The sequence below is a fragment of the Megasphaera sp. ASD88 genome (genome assembly GCF_002287425.1).
Classification (GTDB): Bacteria; Bacillota; Negativicutes; order Veillonellales; family Megasphaeraceae; genus Megasphaera; species Megasphaera stantonii.
This window is the reverse complement of sequence record NZ_NQXW01000008.1, coordinates 1-22,422: the sequence shown is the minus strand read 5'-3', so window position 1 is coordinate 22,422 and position 22,422 is coordinate 1. Positions and strand designations below refer to the sequence as shown.

The following is a 22,422-nucleotide window of genomic DNA, read 5'->3' as shown; positions in this document are numbered from 1 at the left end:
GATTTCTTTTTTAATCTAATTTTAATTTTCGCCTAATCTAATTTTAATCTTTCTTTTCCGGTGTGAACTTCGTAGAAAGGATATGACCGACGAACAAGGCGATGGCGCCGATGAAGCATACGAGGCCGAGGATATCAGCCGTGCTCTTGAAGTCTTTGCCGACGAGGGCCAAGGGGTTTTCGCTGCCGCCGGAGGTGACGGAAACGACGATGAGCAGGGCGATGATGACGCCCATAAGGCTTTCGCCGACGATGAGGCCCGACGCGAAGAGTACGCCGCGGTGGCTGCAGGCTTCTACGTCTTCTTCTTCATGGCCCGGGCTGCGGAGCGCCGCTCTGGCCTTGAGGTGCTTATGTACGAAGTAGCCGATAACCGAGCCGATGACCAAGGGGATTTCCAAGGTCGGCGGCAGGTAGATGCCCATGCCTACGGCCAGCGGCGGCAGGGCCAGGGCTTTCGTGTTTTTCGTCAGCAAGAGGTCGATGATGATGACGACGATGCCGACGCCGATACCTAAGAGGATGTAATCCCAGTCGAGGCTGGAACTGAAAATCCCCTGGGCGATGGTCGTCATGAGGGTTGCCTGCGGAGCCGATAAGGCCTGGGACGGGTCCATGCTTTCGCGGGGCAGGGCGCCGGTGAAGCCGTAGGCCTGATAGAGCAGGTTCAGTACGGGAGCGATGGCGATGGCGCCGATGATCGAGCCCAGGATGAGGGCTACCTGCTGTTTCCACGGCGTAGCGCCTACGATATAGCCTGTCTTGAGGTCCTGCAGGTTGTCGTTGGAAATCGCAGCGATGCTGACGATGACGCTGGTGATGAAGATCGCCAGGGCTGTAGCGAATTTCGTGCCTTCTGCTGTTTCAAAGACGCCGAAGGACGTGCTCAGGGCGAAGACGACGAGGGACGATACGATGATGCCCAAAATGCCGATGCCGGAAATCGGGCTGGCTGAGGTGCCGATTAAGCCGGCCATGTAGCCGCAGGCAGCGGCGACGAAGAAGCCCATGAGGACGGCGACGATAATGCCGACGACGATGTAGGTAATCGTGACGGACATGGGAAGGCCTGCAGCGCCTACGAAGGAGTAGAACGTGATGAACAGGCCGACGAGGATGGCGATGAAGACGATGGCGATGGATTTCGGCGTCATGTCGATATCCGTGTGATGAAGGGCCTTCTTTTCTGCCGTATCGTTATCGCGAATCGCGCTGATGGACATCTTAATGCCGTCGATAACCGGTTTTGCCAGGCGGATCAGGGTCCATACGGCGGCAATGCCGATGCAGCCGGCGCCGATGAAGCGGACCTTCTGAGCCCAGATCTGGCTGGCGAAGTCGGCTGCAGCCTGGCCTTCAGCCGGCGTGATGACGCTGGTCAGATAGGGGACGAAGACGACCCATGCCAGGAGCGTGCCGACTAAGATGGCGATGCCGCTGGCAATGCCGATGAGGTAGCCCGCGCCGAGAAGGGCCATGGAAAAGCCCAGGGGCAGCTGTGTCGTCGCCGTCTTGCCGAGGGCGATCCAATAGCTGAATTCGGACGACAGGATGTGGAAGCCGTTGGCGCAGAGGCTGAACAAGCCGGCCAGCGCCGTGCCGGACACGATATCCTTCATGCCCGTTTCCTTCTTGCTCGTATCTTCGTGAGCTGCTTCGGCCTGGCGGATGTCGCTGCCGACCTTCAGGATTTCAGCGGCGGCCCGGCCTTCCGGATAGGGCAGGTCGCTGTTGACGACCATCGCCCGCCGCAACGGAATGGTAAACAGTACGCCTAAGGAACCGCCGCAGGCGCACAGGAGCAGCGTTTCCCAGAAGGGGAAGCCCTGCCAGTAGCCGAGCATGAGCAGACCCGGCAGGATGAAGATGATGGCCGACAAGGTGCCGGCAGCGGAAGCCTGCGTCTGGACCATGTTGTTTTCCAGGATATTGGAATGCTGGAACATGCGCAGGATTGCCATGGAAATGACGGCAGCCGGAATGGACGACGAGAACGTCAGGCCGACCTTCAACCCCAGATAGACGTTGGACGCCGTGAAGATAACCGTAATCAGCGCGCCGAGGAGCATGCCGCGGACGGTCAATTCAGGCAGGTTGGGGTAGTTTACCGTCATGTTTGGTTTTGAATCCATGATGGAAACCTCCTTCGAAAAGTATAGATAGATTTGACCATATATTATGACAATTCTTCACATACAGTATACTAGATTTTTATAGATTCGTCACATCGGCCCGGCAGGGGAACGGTTGGCTGCATATAAGAATAAATAGACGGTTTTCAATGATTTTTATACAACGTAAAACGATAAAGCAGACGAAAATCTTGCGCATACGTGGTATAATAAAAAGTAATGAATTTGCGTGCTCTATGAGACGATAAAAGGAGGAACTACGTGATGAAAGATAACGAAATTATCGAAGGCGTGCTGAAGGAGTTTGCCGGCCTTGCCAAATGCCCCCGGCCGTCGCGCCATGAAAAAATAGTCAGCGACTACATCGTAAAGCGCTTGGGAGAGCTGGGCATTACCCAAGTCGTACAGGACGAGGTGTACAATGTCATCGCCGACGTACCGGCCACGCAGGGCTGTGAAGACCTGGCATTGACCATTGTACAAGGACACATGGATATGGTCTGCGTGGCCAAACCCGGCGTGGACTACGACCCCTTGACTAGTGAAATCAAGCTGGTCCGCGAAGGCAACATCCTGCGCGCCGACGGCACGAGCTTAGGCGCCGACGACGGCATTGCCGTGGCCGTCGCGCTGTACCTGATTCAGCAGCCCGACGTGCAGCACGGCCCGCTGCGCCTCATCTTCACAGTCGACGAAGAAACGGGCATGACCGGCGCGACGCACTTAGACCCGAAATATGTGCAGGACGCCAAATACGTCCTCAACTGCGACTCTGAATACATCGACGTTTTGTGCGTCGGCTCTGCCGGCAGCGTCCATACGCATTTTTACCGCACCTTGACGCGGCGTCAGCCTCAGGGAGCGAAAGCCGTCGCCGTCATGACCAAGGACTTTGTCGGCGGCCATTCGGGCGAAACGATCAACGCCGGCAAGAGCAACGCCATCAAGGCGCTGGCTCATACGCTGCGCCGTTTGACCGACGCCGGTATCGCCTATGAATTGGCATCCATCGACGGCGGCGTAGCGGCAAACGCTATCCCGTCGTCGGCAGAAGCCCTTCTCGTCCTTCCGGATGCCGATACGGCGGCCGTCCAGGCAGTGCTGGACGAAGCGAAGGCGGAACTGGATTTGGTGTACGGCGAAGTAGAAAAGACGGCGGCCATCGTCATGGAAGACCGTCCCATGCCGGAAACGGTATTGGCTGCCGACGACGCCAAGGCCGTCGTACAGCTGCTCCTAATCCTTCACTGCGGCGTGTTTGCCATGAACCAGACCTTGCCCAAGCTGCCGGACTTATCAGCCAACGTCGGCACGATTCGGACGGAAGAAGAACGCGTTGCCATTCAGTATTTCCCCCGTTCGTCCTCCGACGCCCGCCTGCGCGAGTTCATGCAGGTACTGCCCGTATACGGCGAGCTGACGGGCTGCACCGTCGACATCGCCTCGCCTGAACCGGCATGGACGGAAAATCCCCGCAGCCAGCTTCTGCCCATCATTTCGGAAGTATATACGGCTGAAGCAGGCCATGCTCCCCGGGTGGAAGCGATGCACGGCGGCTTGGAAACAGGCTATTTCTACGCCATGAATCCCAATCTCGATATCGTATCGGTCGGCCCGACGACGCACGCCATCCACAGTGCCGACGAATCGCTCGAGCTCGATACGGTAGCCTTATTGGTCCGCATCATCGCCGGTACGCTGCCGAAATTGAAATAAACGAACTCATTACACTGTCGCATCGTCTGGTGCGGCAGTTTTTTTGTAAAAAACTCAGCCTCCTCCATGAAACTTTTTTATAGCAGCTTTTTATCGTTTACGAAATCAATGGCATAGGGTATGCTTAAGGTAACGACACTACTTTTTAAGGAGGCGATGGAGATGAAAGTTATGCGAAATAAAGACGGAGGCTTTGGACGACGTTCCATCTTTTTGCTGCAGGGCTGCCTTATGAAAGCTGCTGCGGCAGCTGCCCTGACGGCGGGTATGGCTGTCCTGCCGGTCAGTGCAGCCGAAGGGGATCTTCTGCCTGCGCCGAAGGTAGTCACGGCCTTGGCCTATGAGAAGGAGGACAGGGACATCGCTGTTTCCGTGAAAATTCCTGAAATACACTGGGGGCCTTCTGTCTCCGCTGCCCGGCAGAAGCAGGTAAACGCCGGCATACGCCGCTTGTGCGAGCAGTATGCTGAAGAAGCAGAAGACTGGGCCCGGCAGTACCGTAAGGCCTTTTTGGAAACAGGCGGCAGCGAAGAGGAATGGAAAGACCACGGCATAGCGGTTTCCGTCAGGTACGAAATCCTGGCGCAGACAGACAACTACTTATCCCTGAGAATTATGGGAACAGACAACTGGAGCCGTGCCCACTATCGGGCGAAATACTATACCTTCGACTGCCAAACGGGAAAGACCGTCACGCTGAAAGCTATTTTGGGAGACGAATATCAGACCATTGCCGACGTCAGCATCCGGCAGCAGATGGATCACCGCTGGAACGGCGGGGCTTCGTACGGGACCTTTACGGGCATAGATGAGGACACGCCCTTTTACATCAATGAAAAGGGCAACCCCGTCGTCGTCTTTTCCGCTTATGAAATCGCTCCAGGCAGCGAGGGACGGCCGGAATTTGAAATCATCAGGCCCTATGCCGTCGACAGCCTGTCCGAATTGACAGGGCTGCTGGGGATGGACGACGAGGACGCGGCCAATCTCTTTGGCGGCGGCCGGGAAAACTGGTCGGCAGACCGCACGTTTTTCGTCGGCCGAACCTACGAAATCATGCTGCATGGACAGCCTTGCCGCCTGTTTACGATCTGCGGCAGAGATAAGACCGTCGACGCCGTATCCATATGGATTGTAGGCGGAGAACGGCCTGTGACGGCAGAGGACGTTATGGTATGGGCCGGCTACGTCACGGCCATGATGGGGACAGAGCCGACGCTGGACCCTGACATTTCTGAAGGCGGAAGCCGCAACCGCCGCTGGCATGGGAGCGGACTCATTGCCGTCCTGCACCAGATGCCCGATATTCTTACGATTTCCATCCAGCCGGCCGTCGGCGAGCTGCATTGACGCTGACTCCTGAGAAGGAAGCCGGCTGCATAACCGCATATAGCAGACGTAAAAAACGCTGCCGCGCCAAGAGAATTTCCTGACGCGGCAGCGTTTCTGCATGATCTGTATATTTATCTTTCTTTAGAACGAATTCGTTCCATCTGTTTGTACGAGAACACGCCGGTCCGGCCGATGAGGGCGTAGTACAGAGGAATGGCCGCCAGGGCGATGACGGCGGCTCCGAAGTAGACACTGGAAAATCCGTAGGCCGGCACGAGGCTGCCCAGCATGTAAGGCCCGACGCCGACGCCCAGGTCGACGAAGATGAAAAAGGTCGACGTAGCCAGGCCGATATGGTCTTCCGGCACGCCGTGGATTGCCAGGGCCTGTCCGGACGAGGTGACAGTGCTGTAGCTGAGGCCGAGGAGGACGCCGCCGATGGCAAAGAGGGCATTGCTTTCAGCAAGCCCGACGGCAGCCATGCACAGGGCTAAGATGGCCAGCGTCGGATACATGACGGCGTCGCCGCCGTGGTGGTCCAGAAAGCGGCCGATAATGGGCCGGCTGAAAAACGACGTGACCGAATAGGTGCAGAAGAAAATACTGCCGGCAATGGCCAGATTCAGGGAATTCGTATAGGCCCCGATGAAGCTGAGCACCGTAGAATAGCCGATGCCGCAGAAGAAGGAAATGATGGAAATGGGCAGGGCCTGTACGGAAATGAAACTGTCCCAGCGCAGGGATTTGAGGGCTGCCCTGTCGGCTGCCGTACAGACGTGCTCCGGCGAATGGATGGCGGCAGCCAAGGCAAAGGTCAGCACGGCCAGGCCGATGCACACGTACACGTTCAAGTAGTAGTTTCCGCCGCTGCACAGGGTCATGCCTAAGAAGGGACCCGCCGCCGAAGCCAGCGTGTTGCCCAGGGCATAGTAGCCGATGCCTTCGCCGCGCCGCTTCGGCGGGACGATGGCTCCGACGATGGTGCTGGCCGCCGTGGCGGATATGCCGTAGGCCGCGCCGTGGAGGCAGCGGATGACCAGAAAGGCCGTCAGCGAATGAACGGGGAAATATAATAAGAGCCCCGCCATGTAAATGCCCGTGCCGACGAGGAGGGCTTTCTTGCGCCCTAAGGCGTCGATGACATGGCCCGTGATAATGCGGGACGATAAGGCGCCGATGATGAAGATACCCGACGCCAGCCCGGCCTCGCTGACCGTCGCATCCCAGGTGTGGATGGCAAACTGGGTCGACCACAGCATGAGCTGGTACATGATGACGTAGAGGAGAAAGTTGATGCATACATCAATGGTAAAATCTTTAGTCCATAGCCTGTCGCGCACGACAAGACCTCCTTTGCAAGACGCCCCAGGGGCCGACGGAAGCTTTTAAAAGAGATACTTCGTATCGTAGCTCAGATCCATATACTGGGCGATCGTTTCGTCGTCGAAGCCGTATTCTTCCGATTTGCGCATCCACGAACCGACGCGCATCTGCATCTTCTTTTTGGCCGTCACCGGCTCTTCGTACTCGATGCGCAGCATACGGGCCGCTTCCGATTTGTCTTCGACGCGGACGAAGAGGCCGTGGCGGAAGGTCAGCTCGTAGACCTTGCGGAAGGCGTGGGGCAGCTGAAAGCCGAAGGGGACGAAATACTTGTCGATAAAGCCGTTGGCGATGAGGATGGAGCCAGAGTAGTCCATGACGTGATTCAGGTCGTACTTCAGGTCTCCTGCCGGCGAGTTGAAGGGGACGGGCTTTACGCCGTCAATGGCCGGCGGCTCCATGCCGTTGTTGTTGGTCAGCAGCTTGTGAAGGGTCAGCATTTTCTCGTCGTTAAAGCCGAAGATAGCCGTGTAGCCCCGCAGGCACGCTTCGTTGTACATGATGGGATGCAGGCCGAACTCTTCGATATTGAAAAAATCTTCTACGTGTTCGACGGCGACGATGCTGAGCTTGAAATCGGCGAAGTCGAAGCCGTCAAAAAACTGAGCGCGCATGGCAGTACCTCCTGTCTATGATGCGCCGGCTCCATTCGGGGGGCGCGAGTTTAATCGGCAAATACCGGGGCGTTGTTTTCAAAGCGGGCGATGCGGGCCAGCGATTCGACGCGCAGGCCTTTGGATTCCAAGGTCTGCCGGCCGCCCTGGAAAGTCTTTTCGACGACGATGCCGATGCCGGCGACGGAACAGCCCGCCTGGGCGGCGATCTCGGTCAGGCCTACGGCAGCGGCGCCGCTGGCCAGGAAATCGTCGATGATGAGGATGGATTCGCCGGCGTGGAGATAGGATTTACCGATAGACGCCGTATACGATTCTTCCTTCGTATAGGAATAAATCGACGCCGTGTACTGCTCGCCGCTCGTCAGGAGCGATTTCTTTTTGCGGGCGAAGACGACGGGCCGGTTGTTCATGGCCAGCGATACGGCGTAGGCTACGGCGATGCCGGACGATTCGATGGTGACAATGCGGTCTACAGGGACATCCTGAAATAGACGGGCAAATTCCTGGCCGACGTGGTTGATGAGCGTCGTGTCGATTTGCTGATTTAAAAAGTTGTCTATCTTTAAAATACGGTTGTCGATGATGATGCCGTCCTGCAGGATGCGCTGTTTCAATTCGTCCATTACGAACCCTCCTAGTAATTATGAAAGTCAAATGTAAACGTACACGTTTAGAATAGTAACAGTCTAATACGAAACCCCAGTCAAGTCAATAATAGAGCTGAATTTCTAATTTACTTATGGAAATAAAACAGGTATACTAGGGGTAGCATTCGATTATGTATATCTTTTTAGGGAGGTCATGACATGCAGTCTATTCGACGTTTGTATGTTGCCAAAAAAGGCGTATTTGCCGACGAAGCAAAACGCATGCTTGCTGATTTACAGGAAAACCTGCTTATCAAGGGGTTGACCGATATTAACATATTCCACCGCTACGACGTGGCCGGTCTGGACGACGCCGCCTTCGAAGCGGCGAAAACCATGATTTTCTCCGAGCCCCCGGTAGACGCCGTATACGATGAACTGCCTGTCAAAGAAGGAGATACGGTGCTGGCTATTGAATACCTGCCCGGTCAGTACGACCAGCGCGCCGACTCGGCCATGCAGTGCCTGCAGATGCTGACGATGCAGAACGACAGCCTCGTCCGCACCGCCCGGGTCGTCGTATTGTCGGGAGACTTGTCCGACGAAGACGTCGCCGCCATCAAGCATTACTGCATCAACCCCGTCGAAGCCCGCGAAGCGTCCCTCGACCCGGTAGACACCCTGGAAATGGCCTGGGAACAGCCGGCAGACGTCGCCGTCATCGAAGGCTTTACGACGATGGACGACGCCGCGCTGAAGGAATTGTCGGCCCACATGGGCCTTGCCATGAGCTTCGACGACTTGAAGTTCTGCCAGACCTATTTCGGCGAAGAAGAAAAGCGGAATCCGACGGTAACGGAAATCCGCGTCATCGATACGTACTGGTCCGACCACTGCCGCCATACGACGTTTATGACGGAACTGACAGACGTCGCCTTTGAAGACGGCAAGTTCACCGCGCCTATCCAGCGGGCCTACGAAGCGTATAAAACGACGCGGGAAAACCTGAACCGCAAGAAACCCCAGACCCTCATGGACATGGCGACTATCGCCGTCAAAGAGCTGAAGGCTGCCGGCAAGCTCCAGAACCTCGACGAATCGGACGAAATCAACGCCTGCACCATCATCATCCCCGTCGACGTCGACGGCGTGGAAGAAGAATGGCTTCTCCTGTTTAAGAACGAAACGCACAACCACCCGACGGAAATCGAACCCTTCGGCGGCGCGGCAACCTGCCTGGGGGGCTGCATCCGCGACCCCTTGAGCGGCCGTTCCTACGTATACCAGGCTATGCGCGTCACCGGCGCCGGCGATCCCCGTCAGGCCGTCAAGGATACGCTCAAGGGCAAGCTGCCCCAGCGCACGCTGACGACCGGCGCGGCCAAGGGCTACAGCTCCTACGGCAACCAGATCGGTTTGGCGACGGGCGAAGTTAAGGAATATTATAACCAGGGCTTCGTAGCGAAGCGCATGGAAATCGGCGCAGTCCTCGGCGCAGCGCCGCGGAACAACGTCGTCCGCGAAGCGCCCGTCCCCGGCGACATCATCATCCTTCTCGGCGGCAAGACCGGCCGCGACGGCTGCGGCGGCGCGACGGGCTCGTCGAAGAAGCACACTGTCGAATCCCTGGAAACGTGCGGAGCTGAAGTCCAGAAGGGCAACGCCCTGACAGAACGGAAAATCCAGCGCCTCTTCCGCCGCCACGAAGTGACGGTCCTCATCAAGCGCTGCAACGACTTCGGCGCCGGCGGCGTCTCCGTTGCTATCGGTGAATTGACCGACGGCCTCGACATCAACCTCGACAAGGTTCCGAAGAAATACGAAGGCCTCGACGGCACGGAACTGGCTATTTCCGAATCGCAGGAACGCATGGCCGTCGTCGTCGCACCGGAACACGTCGACGAATTCATGAAATACGCCGCAGAAGAAAACCTCGAAGCGACCATCGTCGCCGTTGCGACGGATACAAAGCGCCTCGTCATGCACTGGCGCGGCCAGAATATCGTCAACATCACGAGAGCCTTCCTCGATACGAACGGCGTAACCCAGCGCCGCAAGGCCTTCGTCACGGCTCCGGAAGACAAAGATTTCTTTACGGCTCCCGAAGTGACGGACGTCGCCAAAACGTGGCTCGACACGATGGGGACGCTCAACATCGCCTCCGAACAGGGCCTTGCCGAACGGTTCGACAGCACTATCGGCGCCCGCACGGTCCTCATGCCCTTCGGCGGCAAATACCAGAAGACGCCCGTTGAAGGCATGGTCGCCAAGATCCCCGTCATGAACGGCAAGACGACGACGGCCAGCATCTTCACCCACGGCTACGACCCCGATCTGGCGATTTGGAGCCCCTTCCACGGCGCGCTCTACGCCGTCGTCCAGTCCATCGCCAAGCTCGTGGCTCTCGGCGGTGACCGCAAGAAGGTCTATTTGACCATGCAGGAATTCTTCCAGAGTCTCGGCACGAACGAAAAGGCCTGGGGGCAGCCTGTCAGCGCCCTCCTCGGCGCGTATATCGCCCAGAAGGAAATGGGCGTTGCGGCCATCGGCGGCAAGGACAGCATGAGCGGCACCTTTGAAAACCTGACGGTTCCGCCGACCCTCGTATCCTTTGCCATTGTTCCCGAACATACGAAGAATATCATTTCTCCTGAATTTAAACAGCCCGGCAACGCCGTGCTCCTCTTCGACCTGCCTCGCGACGGCGAAGGCGTGCCTGATTTCGACGCCTTTAAGGCGAACTGCGACTTCCTCCACGAAGCCGTAGTCGCCGGCAAGGTTAAGGCTATGCACGCCGTCGGACAGGGCGGCGTCGCCGCGGCGATCGCCCAGATGGCCTTCGGCAATGGCCTCGGCGTAGAAATCGACGGCTCCTTCAGCGCTCAGGAACTCTTCAACCTCCGCTACGGCGCAATCGTCGTCGAAGCCAATACGGACGACGCCGTCGAATGGGTTCGCCGCGACAACGTGCGCCGCGTCGGCCTGACTCGCGGCAACGGCCTCATGGAAATCGGCGATGTGAAGATTGCCTTAGCCGACCTGCAGAAAGCCTGGGAAGAACCGCTGAATGGCGTATTCCCCATCAAGAGCGAAAGCGGCGAAGGCGACGCCGAGCTGCCCTTGTTCACGACCTACGGCCCGCGCCGCAGCGAATCCTTCGGCAAGCCCCGCGTCTTCATCCCCGTATGCCCGGGCACGAACTGTGAATACGACTCGGCCGAAGCCTTTGAACGGGCCGGCGCAGTAGCGGACGTCATGGTCCTGCGCAACAACACAGCGCAGGACTTGGCCGAATCGATCGACGAAATGGCCAAGCGCATCGCCCAGGCCCAGATCATCATGTTCCCCGGCGGCTTCAGCGCCGGCGACGAACCGGAAGGCTCGGGCAAGTTCATTGCGACATTGTTCCGCAACCCTGCCCTTACGGAAGCCCTCGAATCGCTCCTGTATCAGCGCGACGGCTTAGCTCTCGGCATCTGCAACGGCTTCCAGGCCCTCATTAAGCTGGGCCTCCTGCCCTACGGCCACGTACAGCCCTTGAAGGCCGACAGCCCGACGCTGACGTACAACACCATCGGCCGTCACCTGTCCCGCATGGTCGACACCAAGGTCGTATCGGTCATGAGCCCCTGGTTCAGCAACGTCAAGGCCGGCGACGTCCACACCGTGGCTATTTCCCACGGCGAAGGCCGCTTCGTCGCATCGCCGGAACAAATCCGCGAATTGGCTGCCAAAGGCCAGATCGCCACGCAGTACGTCGACCTGTCCGGTAAGGCGACCTACGACAGCGAATACAACCCGAACCAGTCGGTCCTCGCCGTCGAAGGCATTACCAGCCCCGACGGCCGCGTCCTCGGCAAGATGGCCCATACAGAACGGTTCAGCGCCGACGACATCTTCGAAAACATCAGCGGCAACAAACTCCAGCCCATCTTCGCTGCCGGCGTAGCATATTTTAAATAAGATAAATAAAAATAGTAAGGCCCCTGTCTCTCTATGCAGAAACAGGGGTTTTATGCTTTGTAATGAATACATTTAGTCTAATAGCGCAGATTGGGTATCTAAGAGATATAAAAAATATGTTAAGCTAAGCATATCGGCAGAACCTCCGGGAGAAATATTTAGCTTGACGAACTGTTTATCGATAGCCCAAATTTTTTCCTGCCAATCGGGCGCGTCAAATATATTTTCATATAATGCTTTTTTAGCTGTGTTTTGTACCCAACGTAACGCTTCTAAACGAGGTTGCCTATGCAAAATAGTGGTATCATCTACTGTTGTCATTAATGCGAATAGCGTTTGTATTAATGACAACCGCAGCGGTTTTCCCTTGGCAAGAGCCTTTTTTAGGGTTGGTAGACCTTGATTCATGATGGAAGGAAAACCAGCGGCGGCTTCTCCTCGTACTCCTTTAATCTTAAATTCTTTAAATGCCTGAGTTCCTGCTGATTCATAGGATGACGGCTGGAAAAATTCCTTAGAAAGCGGCGGCAGAATTTGGGGGACAGTACGTAAAATGGATATTGAATTGATAGGTAATTGCAACCTTTTCATATAACCAATCGTTCCAAGGACAAGGCCCATAGAAAAAATGCTCCCCTTATGCGTATTGATTTTTTCAGTTGAGGAATACATTGCCGATTCTGCAAGAAGCCCTATTTTTTTTAAAAGAGGAAATAATTCTTGTTTCGAATTAGCAAATTGTAGTCCGGCATCGTAAAAGTTTGCAAAATATGATGATAAACTGGCGCTGCTGTTTAAAAATGTGAAAAAATCCATATCAGAATGGGACCCGGGATGCAATGGATCAACTAAACCTGGTGAAGGGTAAGAAGCCGCTTCATACAGTAAAGAACGAACAGCTAATGCGCTTATTTTTTTTGCTGCTTCAGATGTTTGATTACATAATAATTCTACTTGAAAATCTAATAGTAGTTCTTGGACTTTTTGCAGAATTTCATTTCTGGTATGAGTGCGGTTACGCATACAAGTTACGGCTCGCTCCTGACAAAGGAAACAGGTACGGCCTTGTCGTCGTGAAAAAAGAGAAACGGCCTTCTTATTGTTTGCATAGATGTCAATGTCTAACAAGCGGGAGTACGTAGACGTTTCTTCTATCTGACTAGAAATTTCTTTTAAATAAAAGGCGTTAGCAGATGATACGAATAATCCGCTAGGACCATCTGGATCGTAGTAAATTTGTTCATGACATAATGAGGGAATTTTTTGATGAATAGACTCTATGCCTTTGTAAAATAATTGCTGCGCTGAAAAGCTATTTGTGTACGGTTCTGGAATAGCTAATGTCAATTGAATGATTGCATAATTTGGATATTGATTATGTAGTATGTTGCGGCGTTCTACTCGCATTTCATTGTATGCTAAGTGAGCTGTTAGCGTTGTCATACTATTGAGTCCTTTCTTTATAATTTGCCAGGACGGCAGCGTAAGAGTTTTTTTGTAAATAAGCCAGTGTAGAGGCTGGCACTAACTTTTCCAGCATTGACCAATTTTGATTTTTCCAATGTAGTCTAACTGCCGATGCAGATATAGGAGACCCATTATATTCGATGCGAGGAATTTCTTTTACTGCAATATGAGATTTTTCTAATATATGTTGTAATGTTTGATTGTATGTTTTTGTTACTATGTCTTGTGGTTCCGTTCCGATATATCGGGTCGATATGTGAAGTAACGGCGCAATTGTGTGTGCGAATAGAGAGGCATCTAACAATGTTTGCGCTAAAAGTTTATCGCTGCTTTTTAAGAAATATGACGGAAATGTTCCTTGGGATATGATATACGGACCGCTGGGACATAGTTTTATTTGCGGATGATTTTGTAGGTCTTCCTGCATGAGTCGATAGCGGTCTGCAAAGGGTAACATAGAGCGATTTTCTTCGACGACAAAGATCAAGACGTTTTGCTCAATTGCGGCTGCCTGCTCGATGAGATATTTATGGCCTAGTGTATAAGGATTACAATTCATAACGATAGCTGCATAGGAATCTGTTGAAGATAGATTATTTTCACGGATAATGCGGCGGCACCATGATTCTGGTGTTTGCTGTCCGAATTCGAGCAGGGCTACATAAGGAGAAGCCTCTTCTACTAACCTAAAACCGGCATTGCAGAAAAGAGAAATATTTTGAGGTTTTGTGAATAATTGGAAATAAAATATGTGTTTAGATGTGCCATAAGACATAATAGCCGATAATAATGCTGTTGTTAAACCTTGTTTTTGATATACGGGATTTACGGCAATGTTATGAATAACATGACCGGAAAGGGATGCTGTGCCAAGTAATTCATTAGTATCCGAATGATATGCGCCAATACAGTAATCAACGCCGTATCTATTATAGGTGAGATTCATTTTTGTAAGAAAGGCTGCAAGTTCATCATAATCGGCGGCATGGGATAAAAAGATTTTTCGGAATGTGAACATGAAATTTCCTCCTTTAAAGTTTATATCGATTACTGCCGTATACATAAAGTATATCGAAATTTTAGACTGGATGTTGGTTACATAAGTTACATATATAAATTTATATATTCCATATGTGATAAAATAAATACATCAAAATACGGTATAAGTTAATACCTTTAGAAGGGATATCATGCATCTAAGGACAAAGCTCATTTTATTAGTTGCACTAACGTGGCTTTTATCAACATCTGTCATGTATTTGCTTTTATCATCTAATGAAAATAAGTATGTAAAAGAAGAGGTAGCTAATCGAGCAAGATCTATTACGAAAATTGTAGCTTTATTACCAGAATTGCAAAATTGGATTATAGATCCAGATAAGCACGAACAAGTGCAAGAAATGACAGAGGCCTTAAGAAAGGAGACAAACGTAGATTTTATCGTAGTTTTTAATAACGATGGAATTAGATTGTCTCATCCTAACGTAAAGAATATAGGAAAGCATATTGAAGGAAACGATGAATTAAATGCATTGAATGGAGAAGAATATATTTCAGTGGCTAAGGGAAGTTTGGGTGAGTCTATTCGTGCATTTTCTCCAATATATAAGGATGGAAAACAAATTGGTGCCGTTGTTACAGGCGTTTCTATGAATGCTGTAGAAGCGGCAATACAAAGGCGAAATATGCAGATGCTAGGCGGCGGAATGTTGGTTTTGTGTATTGGAATCGTCTTAACTATAGTTGTTTCAAGGAAAATTAAAAATTCTTTATTGGATATGGAGCCTCAAGAATTGGCGCGAATAACTGTAGAAAGAAATGCAGTAATTCAATCCGTCCATGAGGGCGTCATTGTCATTGATAAAAATGGGTACTTACAGATTGTAAATGAGGAAGCAAAGCGTATTTTTGCCAAAGGAGGCATTACTGGAAACCTCGTCGGACGTTTGGCGGCAGATGTGATTCCTCATACGCGTATGATGGATATCGTCCAGTCGGGGCAAGTAGAATTAAACCAAGAACAAAAAATTAATACTGTTGTTATTTTAACGAACCGCGTTCCGTTAATCGTTGAGGGAGAAATTGTAGGCGCTATAGCTACTTTCAGAGATTTTAAAGAAATATGGGAATTGTCAGAAGAATTAACCGGCGTAAAAAATTATATAGAAGCATTACGCGTTAGAGCACATGAATATCGCAATACGCTTCATGTAATTAATGGATTGGTCGCCAATAGAGAATACAATAAATTAAGAGAATATATTCAAAGCCTGGCGCTGACTGATGCGACAGAGTTTGAGGAAATCAGTAGGCAGGTAAAAGATCCTGTTATTTTATCTTTTTTGCAAAGTAAGCGTAGCCGAAGCAGGGAGTTGAATACAGAACTTATATTTGATAGTAACATGAAAATTCCTAACATAAAAAAGTTAGAATTTAGAAATGCTATTATTACGATTTTGGGAAATTTGATAGATAATGCAATGGAAGCCGTGCAGTTATCTGAGAAAAAGCAGGTTAAAGTAAATGTATATCAATCCGACGGCTGGTACATTGAAGTCATTGATACTGGATGCGGCATACAGGATGATGTGAAGAAAATATTGCAAAAAGGGTATTCTACAAAAGGGAAAAATCGAGGCTTGGGGTTATATTTGATTGCTAAAATAGTATATCGGTTCAATGGGAAACTAGGAATACAACCCAACCATCCCCAAGGAACCATTTTTTCTATTTATTTACATCCAGAATAAAAGAAAGGGGGAATATGAAGTGATTCAAGTTTTAATTATCGAAGATGATCCGATGGTTGCAGAGATTAATACGCGATATTTGCGAAGAGTAGACGGTTTTGATGTCATGGGCGTAGTAAAGAATGGTTTAGAAGCTCTTGACTTTTTAGAAAAGCATCAGGTTGATCTAATTTTATTGGATGTCTTTATGCCTAAAATGGATGGAATTACGTTTTTAATAAAATTGAAAGCTAAGTATCCGGAAATTGATGTTATCATGATTACAGCTGCTCAGTCGAAAGAACATGTAAAGAGAGTTCTTTCACATGGAGTTATAGATTATATTATAAAACCTTTTACATTTGAACGGCTAAAAGCAACTTTACTTTCTTATATGGAAAGAAGGAAGATTTTACAAGATAATAGTGATTTTGATCAATCTATTTTGGATGCAGCGTTTTTTAAACAACGAGTTGATGCGACTTCCTGTGATTTACCCAAAGGCATAGAGAAACAGACGCTTGATAGAGTCAAATATGAATGCAGCCAAAAAGAAGCCCCTTTCAGTACGCAAGAGATTGCAGACGCTGTGGGTATTTCCAGAATATCAATAAGAAAATATTTGAATTATATGGAAACTCTGGGTTTGGTGTATGGAACTCTTACCTATCGCCCTAAAGGAAGGCCTATTTATATGTACACATACTGTAAAAAGTAATAATTAAATGGTTACAGAAATTACATAAATATTACCTATATTTACAATTCTATAAACCCCTTTCGAGAAATGATATAGTGAAGCCATCAAATCATTCCGAAAGGGGTTTTTATTATGAACGAGGTAAAAAACAGTTGTATGTCATTCAAAATCGGCGTACTTCCTTTACCAGTGTATGTGGTCTTAGCGGCGCTTATCTTCTTTGCCACATTGTATGGGAAACTTCCAGCCGATATGATTGGCGGTATCGCTATCATGATGATTATGGGGATGTTGTTAGGCGATATTGGGTTAAGAGTTCCCATTTTAAAGGATATTGGCGGTCCGGCAATTTTATCAATTTTTATCCCCTCCTGTTTAGTTTTTTATGGCCTTCTGAATCCTACGGCAGTTAAAGCGATAACGGCTTTTACTAAAGGCGCTAATTTTTTATACTTCTATATTTCCTGTTTGGTTGTCGGCAGTATTTTGGGAATGGTACGAAAATTCTTAATTCAAGGGTTTTTAAGAATGTTTGTTCCCTTAATTATTGGAACGATTGCGGCGTGTATCATTGGTACTAGTGTCGGCGTCATCTGTGGAATGGATGTATATCACGCCTTTTTCTTTATTGTGATACCGATTTTGTCCGGCGGTGTCGGTGAAGGAATTCTACCCTTGTCTGTAGCATATTCAGAGATTTTAAATCAGTCTCCTGAACAGTTTTTAGTACATTTCGTTCCGGCGGCAATGTTGGGTAACTTGTTTGCTATTATGCTGGCAGGATATTTGAAAAAGTTAGGAAATAAACGACCAGAACTGACTGGCAACGGCGTTTTAGTAAAGTCTGGAGACGATTTGAATTTAGTAGATGTGAAAGCAGCTGATCAGCCGATTGATATAAAATTAATGGGCGCAGGGCTGATTATTGCATGTAGCTTTTATGTTGGGGCCCGGTTATTAAATATGGTTATTCCCATTCCCGCACCGATTTTGATGATTATTGGGGCGGCAGTTGTCAAAGCGATAGGTATTATGCCTTCTCAAATGGAACAGGGAGCTAATCAGCTGTATAAATTTGTTTCCGGCAACTTAACGTGGGCATTGCTGGTTGGCGTAGGCGTATTGTATACACCTTGGAACGATGTGGTAGCCGCAATTACGCCGGCATATATTCTTACTGTATTGGGTACGGTATTAGGTATGGTTGGTTCAGGATTTTTCACTGCCAGATTTATGAACATGTACCCTGTCGAATCGGCTGTTGTTACGGCTTGTCACAGCGGGTTAGGCGGAACGGGCGACGTTGCTATTCTTTCCTCGGCTAATCGAATGGAATTAATGCCCTTTGCACAAATATCTACTCGTCTTGGCGGTGCGTGCACAGTAATTGTAGCGACGATATTAATGCGGATGTTAACTTAATAATACTGGGAGGTGCTTCTCATGAAAATGGGGCAAGCAGGAACATTGGAATCAAACGATATTATCATTACGGTGTCAGAAGCGGAGAAAGGTTCGGGCATACAAGTAGAATTGACAAGTATTGTATTGCCGCAGTTTGGACAAATGATTCGTCATACTTTGGAACGAGTTTGTCAACATGAAGGTGTTACGGATGTTTTGATTACTGCGTCAGATAAAGGGGCGCTGGATTATACGATAGCGGCTCGATTAAAAACGGCGTTGCAGCGAGCTGGAATGATATAAGGAGGCGGCATCGATGAGAAGAACGTTATTATTTTTACCAGGAAATAATCCAGGGAATGTACAAAATGGGGGAATCTTTGGAGCAGATGGGATTATATTGGATTTAGAGGATGCCGTTTCTCCAAGTGAGAAAGATTCAGCGAGAAATTTAGTTGCTAATGCTTTACGGAATATCCATTATGGAACTTGTGAAAAGGTGGTTCGTATAAATCCGTTAATTAGCGGCGGAGAAAAAGATATTCAGACGATTGTGCCATGCCAGCCTGATGCGTTGATGCTGCCTAAAATTGAAAGAGCGGAAGATGTAATTCGCCAAGTGGAATTGATTGAGAAGGCAGAAACGAACGGTCAAAAACCAGTTAGCGTCATGCCTTTGTTAGAATCACCGATGGGCGTTAGTCAAGCTTTAGAAATTGCTTTATCGTCGAAACGAGTGGTTGCTCTTTGTTTTGGCGCAGAAGATTATACTGCTGCGTTGGGCGTACCTCGGACAAAAGACGGGAAGGAAATTTTTGTAGCTCGTTCTATGATTGCCAATGCTGCGGCCGCAGCTGGCGTGGATAGTATAGATACGCCTTTTACCGACGTACAAGATGAAGAAGGGTTAGTGGAAGATGTACGGTTAATGAAATCGTTAGGTTTTAAGGGAAAATTAGTTATCAATCCACGTCAGATAGATACAGTACATGAATTATATGCTCCGACAACGAAAGAAATTCGTTGGGCGCAACGCGTTATTTCTGCTCTTGACGAAGGAAGGGCTAAAGGAACTGGCGTTATTGCCGTAGATGGAAAAATGATTGACGCGCCTATTGAAGCAAGAGCAAAGAGAATTCTTCAATTAGCAGAAATGCTTCATTTACTATGAAAGATATATTGATGTGGAATGAAAGGGTTGATACCTGTTATGAAAAATGCTGTTAATCGGGATATTCCGGAATATATAAATGGAAAAAAAGTGAAACTATTTCAGGGGGCTTTTGCTACTCAACCGGACATGCATCGCCAAGCTCCTATAGTAAAGTGTGCCAAACCGGGAGAAAGCAAGCTTATGGATAGTTTAGAAGATGTATTTAGAAAGATACCTATTCGCGACGGAATGACATTGGGATTTCATCACCATTTTCGAAACGGCGACGGCGTTTTAAATCAAGTATTGGAAGTTGCTTCCAGAATGGGAATTAAAGACTTGACGATTGCAGCTAGCGCTATTTTTTCTGTACATGCTCCGCTTTTACAGCATATAAAAGATGGTGTAGTGACGCATATTGATACGAATTATGCCGTTGGACCTGTTGCAAAAGCTATATCTCAAGGATTACTTGAGAATCCCGTTATCTTTCGGACACATGGAGGCCGTGCTCGCGCTATTGAATGCGGAGATTTACACATCGATGTTGCTTTCATTGCGGCGCCTGCGGCAGATGAATATGGCAATCTAAACGGCATTAAGGGAGAGACAGCTTGTGGTTCCTTGGGATACGCATTTCCAGACGCAGAATATGCAGACGTAGTCGTTGCAGTTACTGACCACATAGAACCGTATCCATTAGCACCGATAGCTATTTCTCAAGAACGAGTAGACTATGTCGTGAAAATTGACTATATCGGCGATCCAGAAGGCATCGTATCAGGAACGACAAAAATTACAAAGGATCCTGTACAATTAAAAATTGCTTCGTATGCTGCAAAAGTAATTGAAGCTTCCGGGGTATTGAAGGATGGATTTTCTTTCCAAACCGGAGCCGGCGGCGCATCCTTAGCTGTCGCGCATTATTTGAGTAAAATTATGAAGGAAAAGAATATCAAAGGAAGCTTTGTAATGGGAGGCATTACTGAATATCTGGTCAAGATGTATGAAGAAGGATTGTTTAAATGCATTATGGACGTACAAGACTTTGATTTGGATGCAGTTCGCTCTCTTAAAGAAAATGAAGGCCATTTAGAAGTAGGAGCCGGATTATATGCAAGTCCTTATAACAGCGGGTGCATAGTTAATAAGTTGGACTGTGCAGTTTTAGGGGCTACAGAGATTGATAAGCAATTTAATGTCAATGTTATCACTGGCTCAGATGGAGTTATTATGGGCGGATCCGGCGGGCACAGTGATGCAGCAGCCGGAGCTTCTTTAACTATCATTACTACTAATTTAGTTAGAAGTCGATTAGCTGTACTGAAAGATCACGTGCAGACTATAACTACTCCGGGAGAAAGTATTGATGTACTGGTTACGGAATATGGAGTAGCTGTAAACATGAAGAGAGAAGATTTAGTTGATAAGTTCAAAAATTCAGGAATTCCTGTTATGTCTATTGATGAAATGGCTGCGTTAGCCGAACAAATTTGCGGCAAGGCGATGGCCGTGGATACGGAAGATCGAGTCGTTGGCGTAGTAGAATATCGGGATGGAACTGTTATTGACGTTATCCGTAAGGTAAAATCTAATTAAGAAGTATTAAATTTAAATAACTCTATAGGAATGCTCTCTTAGGAATAAACAAGCGATATCCTAAATGCTGGTTTATTATAAGGGAGCATTTTATTATGATTATATAAGAGAATGTAGTGATAGAACAATAAAATTATCACTTAGTCAAATCTACAGTTATAATTATTTAATACTGTCGAATACGAAAGAGTTTATAGATAAGAGTTTTTGTTTTTGAACCGGTTATAGTCAGACTTCGTTTTTTAGTGTAGAATAGTAAAAAATTGTGGATGTAAAAGCGTGGAGGGACAGGCAATGATGGCGAATTATCGGCAGAGAAACTTTATTGTGGCTGGGATATTGTTTTTTCTTACTGGTCTTACTCATGCTACTAGTCTTACTCATGCTACTAGTCTTACTCATGCCGCCGAGCCCAGCGATTGGCGGCAGACCGCCTATTCCATCGCGGCAGGGCAGATTGGGGCCGTCAACGCCTACCACATAGAGGATGACTTGATATGGCGGCGCATTGATGACAGCCGGTTTGCGGCTTTTAAAGGCATGCAGCGGCCGACGGATGCCTCGGACTGGTCGGTAAAGTTTTTCTACCGCAGCGACGTATTTCCCCGCTATGGCAGCGCATCGCTGTCCCAGGATTACAGCTCCATGCAGCTGGGCTACGAAGCGGGGCGCGTGTGGAATTGGCGCGGCGGCACGATGCGGCAGGGGCTGTTTTACTTGTCAGGGTCTTCGAACGCGTATTTGAGCAGCTACGACTCCGGCGGCATATCGTACGGCGGCGCGTCGTCGGCCATGAAGAAATACGGCGCGGCCTGGTACACGTCGTGGGAGGGCGCAGACTCACACCGCATAGAAGGCGTGTTTCGGGTGACGAGCCTGCGGAATCACTTGTCCTATACGGATGAGGCCGGTCAGAGCCGGTCGGAAGCGTACCGAACGTGGATGCCGGCGCTGGGACTGCGCTGGTACCAGACGAAGTTTGCAGCGGACAGCTTCTTTTGGGAGCCCCAGGTCGGCGTGTCCTTCGGCTATATGAATCTGCCGTCTGTAGGGTCGACGGCGGTGTATACGCCGAAGAATCAGACCCTGCTTACGGGAAAGGCCGGCCTCATGGCTGGAAAGACCTATCGTATCCGCGGCAATCAGGGGCTGGCCTACGGCCGGTTTGAAGTGCAGCGTGATTTTACCGGCCCCCTGTATGGAGAAGGGAAGAATGTGCAGAGCGGCGATTCGGCTTCCGTGTCGCTGGGGTCGGGGCCGTCATCTTGGTACAATATGACTGTCGGCACGTCTTTCACCATGGGCCAGGGCAATACGATTTGGGGCGAGCTGACGCGGCGCTTCGGCTCTGATATGAAACAGACGTGGAGCGTAACCGGAGGTCTGGTCCTGCGCTGGGGCGGCGCAAAAAAGGAAGACCGGGAAGAGTTCAAAAAGCTCAAAGAGGACGAACGTTCCTTAAAACACGATAAGGACGCAAAGACTATGTGAAGCTTTTTCTGTAAATAACTGCTAGGTATAGGTCTTCTATGATACAATCTAAATCATAGGAGGCTTACTATCATGGCAAGAGAAAAGAAACCGGTACATAAGGTCATTATGACCGAAGGAAAACGCAGCATTATTCAACAACTGTTTCAA

16 protein-coding genes are annotated in these 22,422 nt (G+C 49.6%); 10 read left to right on the top strand and 6 right to left on the bottom strand.

Translation table 11 applies throughout. The features are described 5' to 3' along the window. Positions 1-43: 43 nt before the first annotated feature. Positions 44-2,131 (bottom strand): OPT family oligopeptide transporter, encoded by a 2,088-nt coding sequence (locus CJ260_RS06080; protein WP_095629565.1) that lies wholly within the window; start codon positions 2,129-2,131, stop codon positions 44-46. 264 nt (positions 2,132-2,395) lie between these two features. On the opposite strand from CJ260_RS06080, the gene pepD reads away from it, so the two are divergent. Continuing rightward, positions 2,396-3,847 (top strand): beta-Ala-His dipeptidase, encoded by a 1,452-nt coding sequence (pepD, locus tag CJ260_RS06075; RefSeq protein WP_095629564.1) that lies wholly within the window; start codon positions 2,396-2,398, stop codon positions 3,845-3,847. 162 nt (positions 3,848-4,009) lie between these two features. Beyond that, a complete protein-coding gene (locus CJ260_RS06070) occupies positions 4,010-5,197 on the top strand; it encodes a DUF3298 and DUF4163 domain-containing protein (protein ID WP_158221376.1) in 1,188 nt (395 codons plus the stop codon). Positions 5,198-5,310: 113 nt separating this feature from the next. On the opposite strand, the gene CJ260_RS06065 is transcribed toward CJ260_RS06070, so the two are convergent. Genes CJ260_RS06065 through CJ260_RS06055 form a run of 3 tightly spaced genes read right to left on the bottom strand, consistent with a single transcriptional unit; the run spans position 5,311 to position 7,802 of the window. Further along, complete coding sequence (locus CJ260_RS06065) at positions 5,311-6,519, bottom strand: MFS transporter (protein ID WP_087478644.1); 1,209 nt, start codon at positions 6,517-6,519, stop codon at positions 5,311-5,313. A 45-nt stretch (positions 6,520-6,564) separates the two neighbouring features. After that, positions 6,565-7,176, bottom strand: coding sequence for a hypothetical protein (locus CJ260_RS06060; RefSeq protein WP_095629562.1), 612 nt, complete (start codon positions 7,174-7,176; stop codon positions 6,565-6,567). Positions 7,177-7,226: 50 nt separating this feature from the next. Then, positions 7,227-7,802 (bottom strand): xanthine phosphoribosyltransferase, encoded by a 576-nt coding sequence (locus tag CJ260_RS06055; protein WP_087478642.1) that lies wholly within the window; start codon positions 7,800-7,802, stop codon positions 7,227-7,229. Positions 7,803-7,985: 183 nt separating this feature from the next. On the opposite strand from CJ260_RS06055, the gene CJ260_RS06050 reads away from it, so the two are divergent. Beyond that, positions 7,986-11,729, top strand: coding sequence for a phosphoribosylformylglycinamidine synthase (locus CJ260_RS06050; protein ID WP_095629561.1), 3,744 nt, complete (start codon positions 7,986-7,988; stop codon positions 11,727-11,729). A 72-nt stretch (positions 11,730-11,801) separates the two neighbouring features. Here the strand turns inward: CJ260_RS06050 and CJ260_RS06045 are convergent, their stop codons facing one another. Together CJ260_RS06045 and CJ260_RS06040 are read right to left on the bottom strand one after the other, a co-directional pair. Beyond that, positions 11,802-13,172, bottom strand: a complete 1,371-nt coding sequence (locus CJ260_RS06045; RefSeq protein ID WP_095629560.1) for a triphosphoribosyl-dephospho-CoA synthase — start codon at positions 13,170-13,172, stop codon at positions 11,802-11,804. A gap of 1 nt (position 13,173) precedes the next feature. Further along, positions 13,174-14,214 (bottom strand): GNAT family N-acetyltransferase, encoded by a 1,041-nt coding sequence (locus tag CJ260_RS06040; protein ID WP_158221375.1) that lies wholly within the window; start codon positions 14,212-14,214, stop codon positions 13,174-13,176. A 172-nt stretch (positions 14,215-14,386) separates the two neighbouring features. Between CJ260_RS06040 and CJ260_RS06035 the strand changes: the two genes are divergently transcribed. The 7 genes from CJ260_RS06035 to CJ260_RS06005 all read left to right on the top strand — a co-directional run bounded on the left by CJ260_RS06035 (position 14,387) and on the right by CJ260_RS06005 (position 22,272). Beyond that, the gene (locus tag CJ260_RS06035; RefSeq protein WP_095629558.1) at positions 14,387-15,946 is read left to right on the top strand and encodes an ATP-binding protein; all 1,560 of its coding nucleotides are present in this window, start codon (positions 14,387-14,389) and stop codon (positions 15,944-15,946) included. 19 nt (positions 15,947-15,965) lie between these two features. Continuing rightward, entirely contained in the window at positions 15,966-16,643 is a 678-nt protein-coding gene (locus tag CJ260_RS06030) for a response regulator (protein ID WP_095629557.1), read from the top strand. Between the two features lie 114 nt (positions 16,644-16,757). Further along, the gene (locus CJ260_RS06025; RefSeq protein ID WP_095629556.1) at positions 16,758-18,047 is read left to right on the top strand and encodes a 2-hydroxycarboxylate transporter family protein; all 1,290 of its coding nucleotides are present in this window, start codon (positions 16,758-16,760) and stop codon (positions 18,045-18,047) included. A gap of 21 nt (positions 18,048-18,068) precedes the next feature. Continuing rightward, positions 18,069-18,332: a citrate lyase acyl carrier protein gene (gene citD, locus CJ260_RS06020; RefSeq protein ID WP_095629555.1), complete on the top strand. Its 264-nt coding sequence runs from the start codon at positions 18,069-18,071 to the stop codon at positions 18,330-18,332. Between the two features lie 13 nt (positions 18,333-18,345). Continuing rightward, a complete protein-coding gene (locus tag CJ260_RS06015) occupies positions 18,346-19,200 on the top strand; it encodes a CoA ester lyase (protein ID WP_095629554.1) in 855 nt (284 codons plus the stop codon). Positions 19,201-19,239: 39 nt separating this feature from the next. Then, complete coding sequence (citF, locus tag CJ260_RS06010) at positions 19,240-20,781, top strand: citrate lyase subunit alpha (RefSeq protein ID WP_095629600.1); 1,542 nt, start codon at positions 19,240-19,242, stop codon at positions 20,779-20,781. Between the two features lie 327 nt (positions 20,782-21,108). Then, a complete protein-coding gene (locus tag CJ260_RS06005) occupies positions 21,109-22,272 on the top strand; it encodes an autotransporter outer membrane beta-barrel domain-containing protein (protein WP_143747678.1) in 1,164 nt (387 codons plus the stop codon). Positions 22,273-22,422 lie beyond the last annotated feature (150 nt).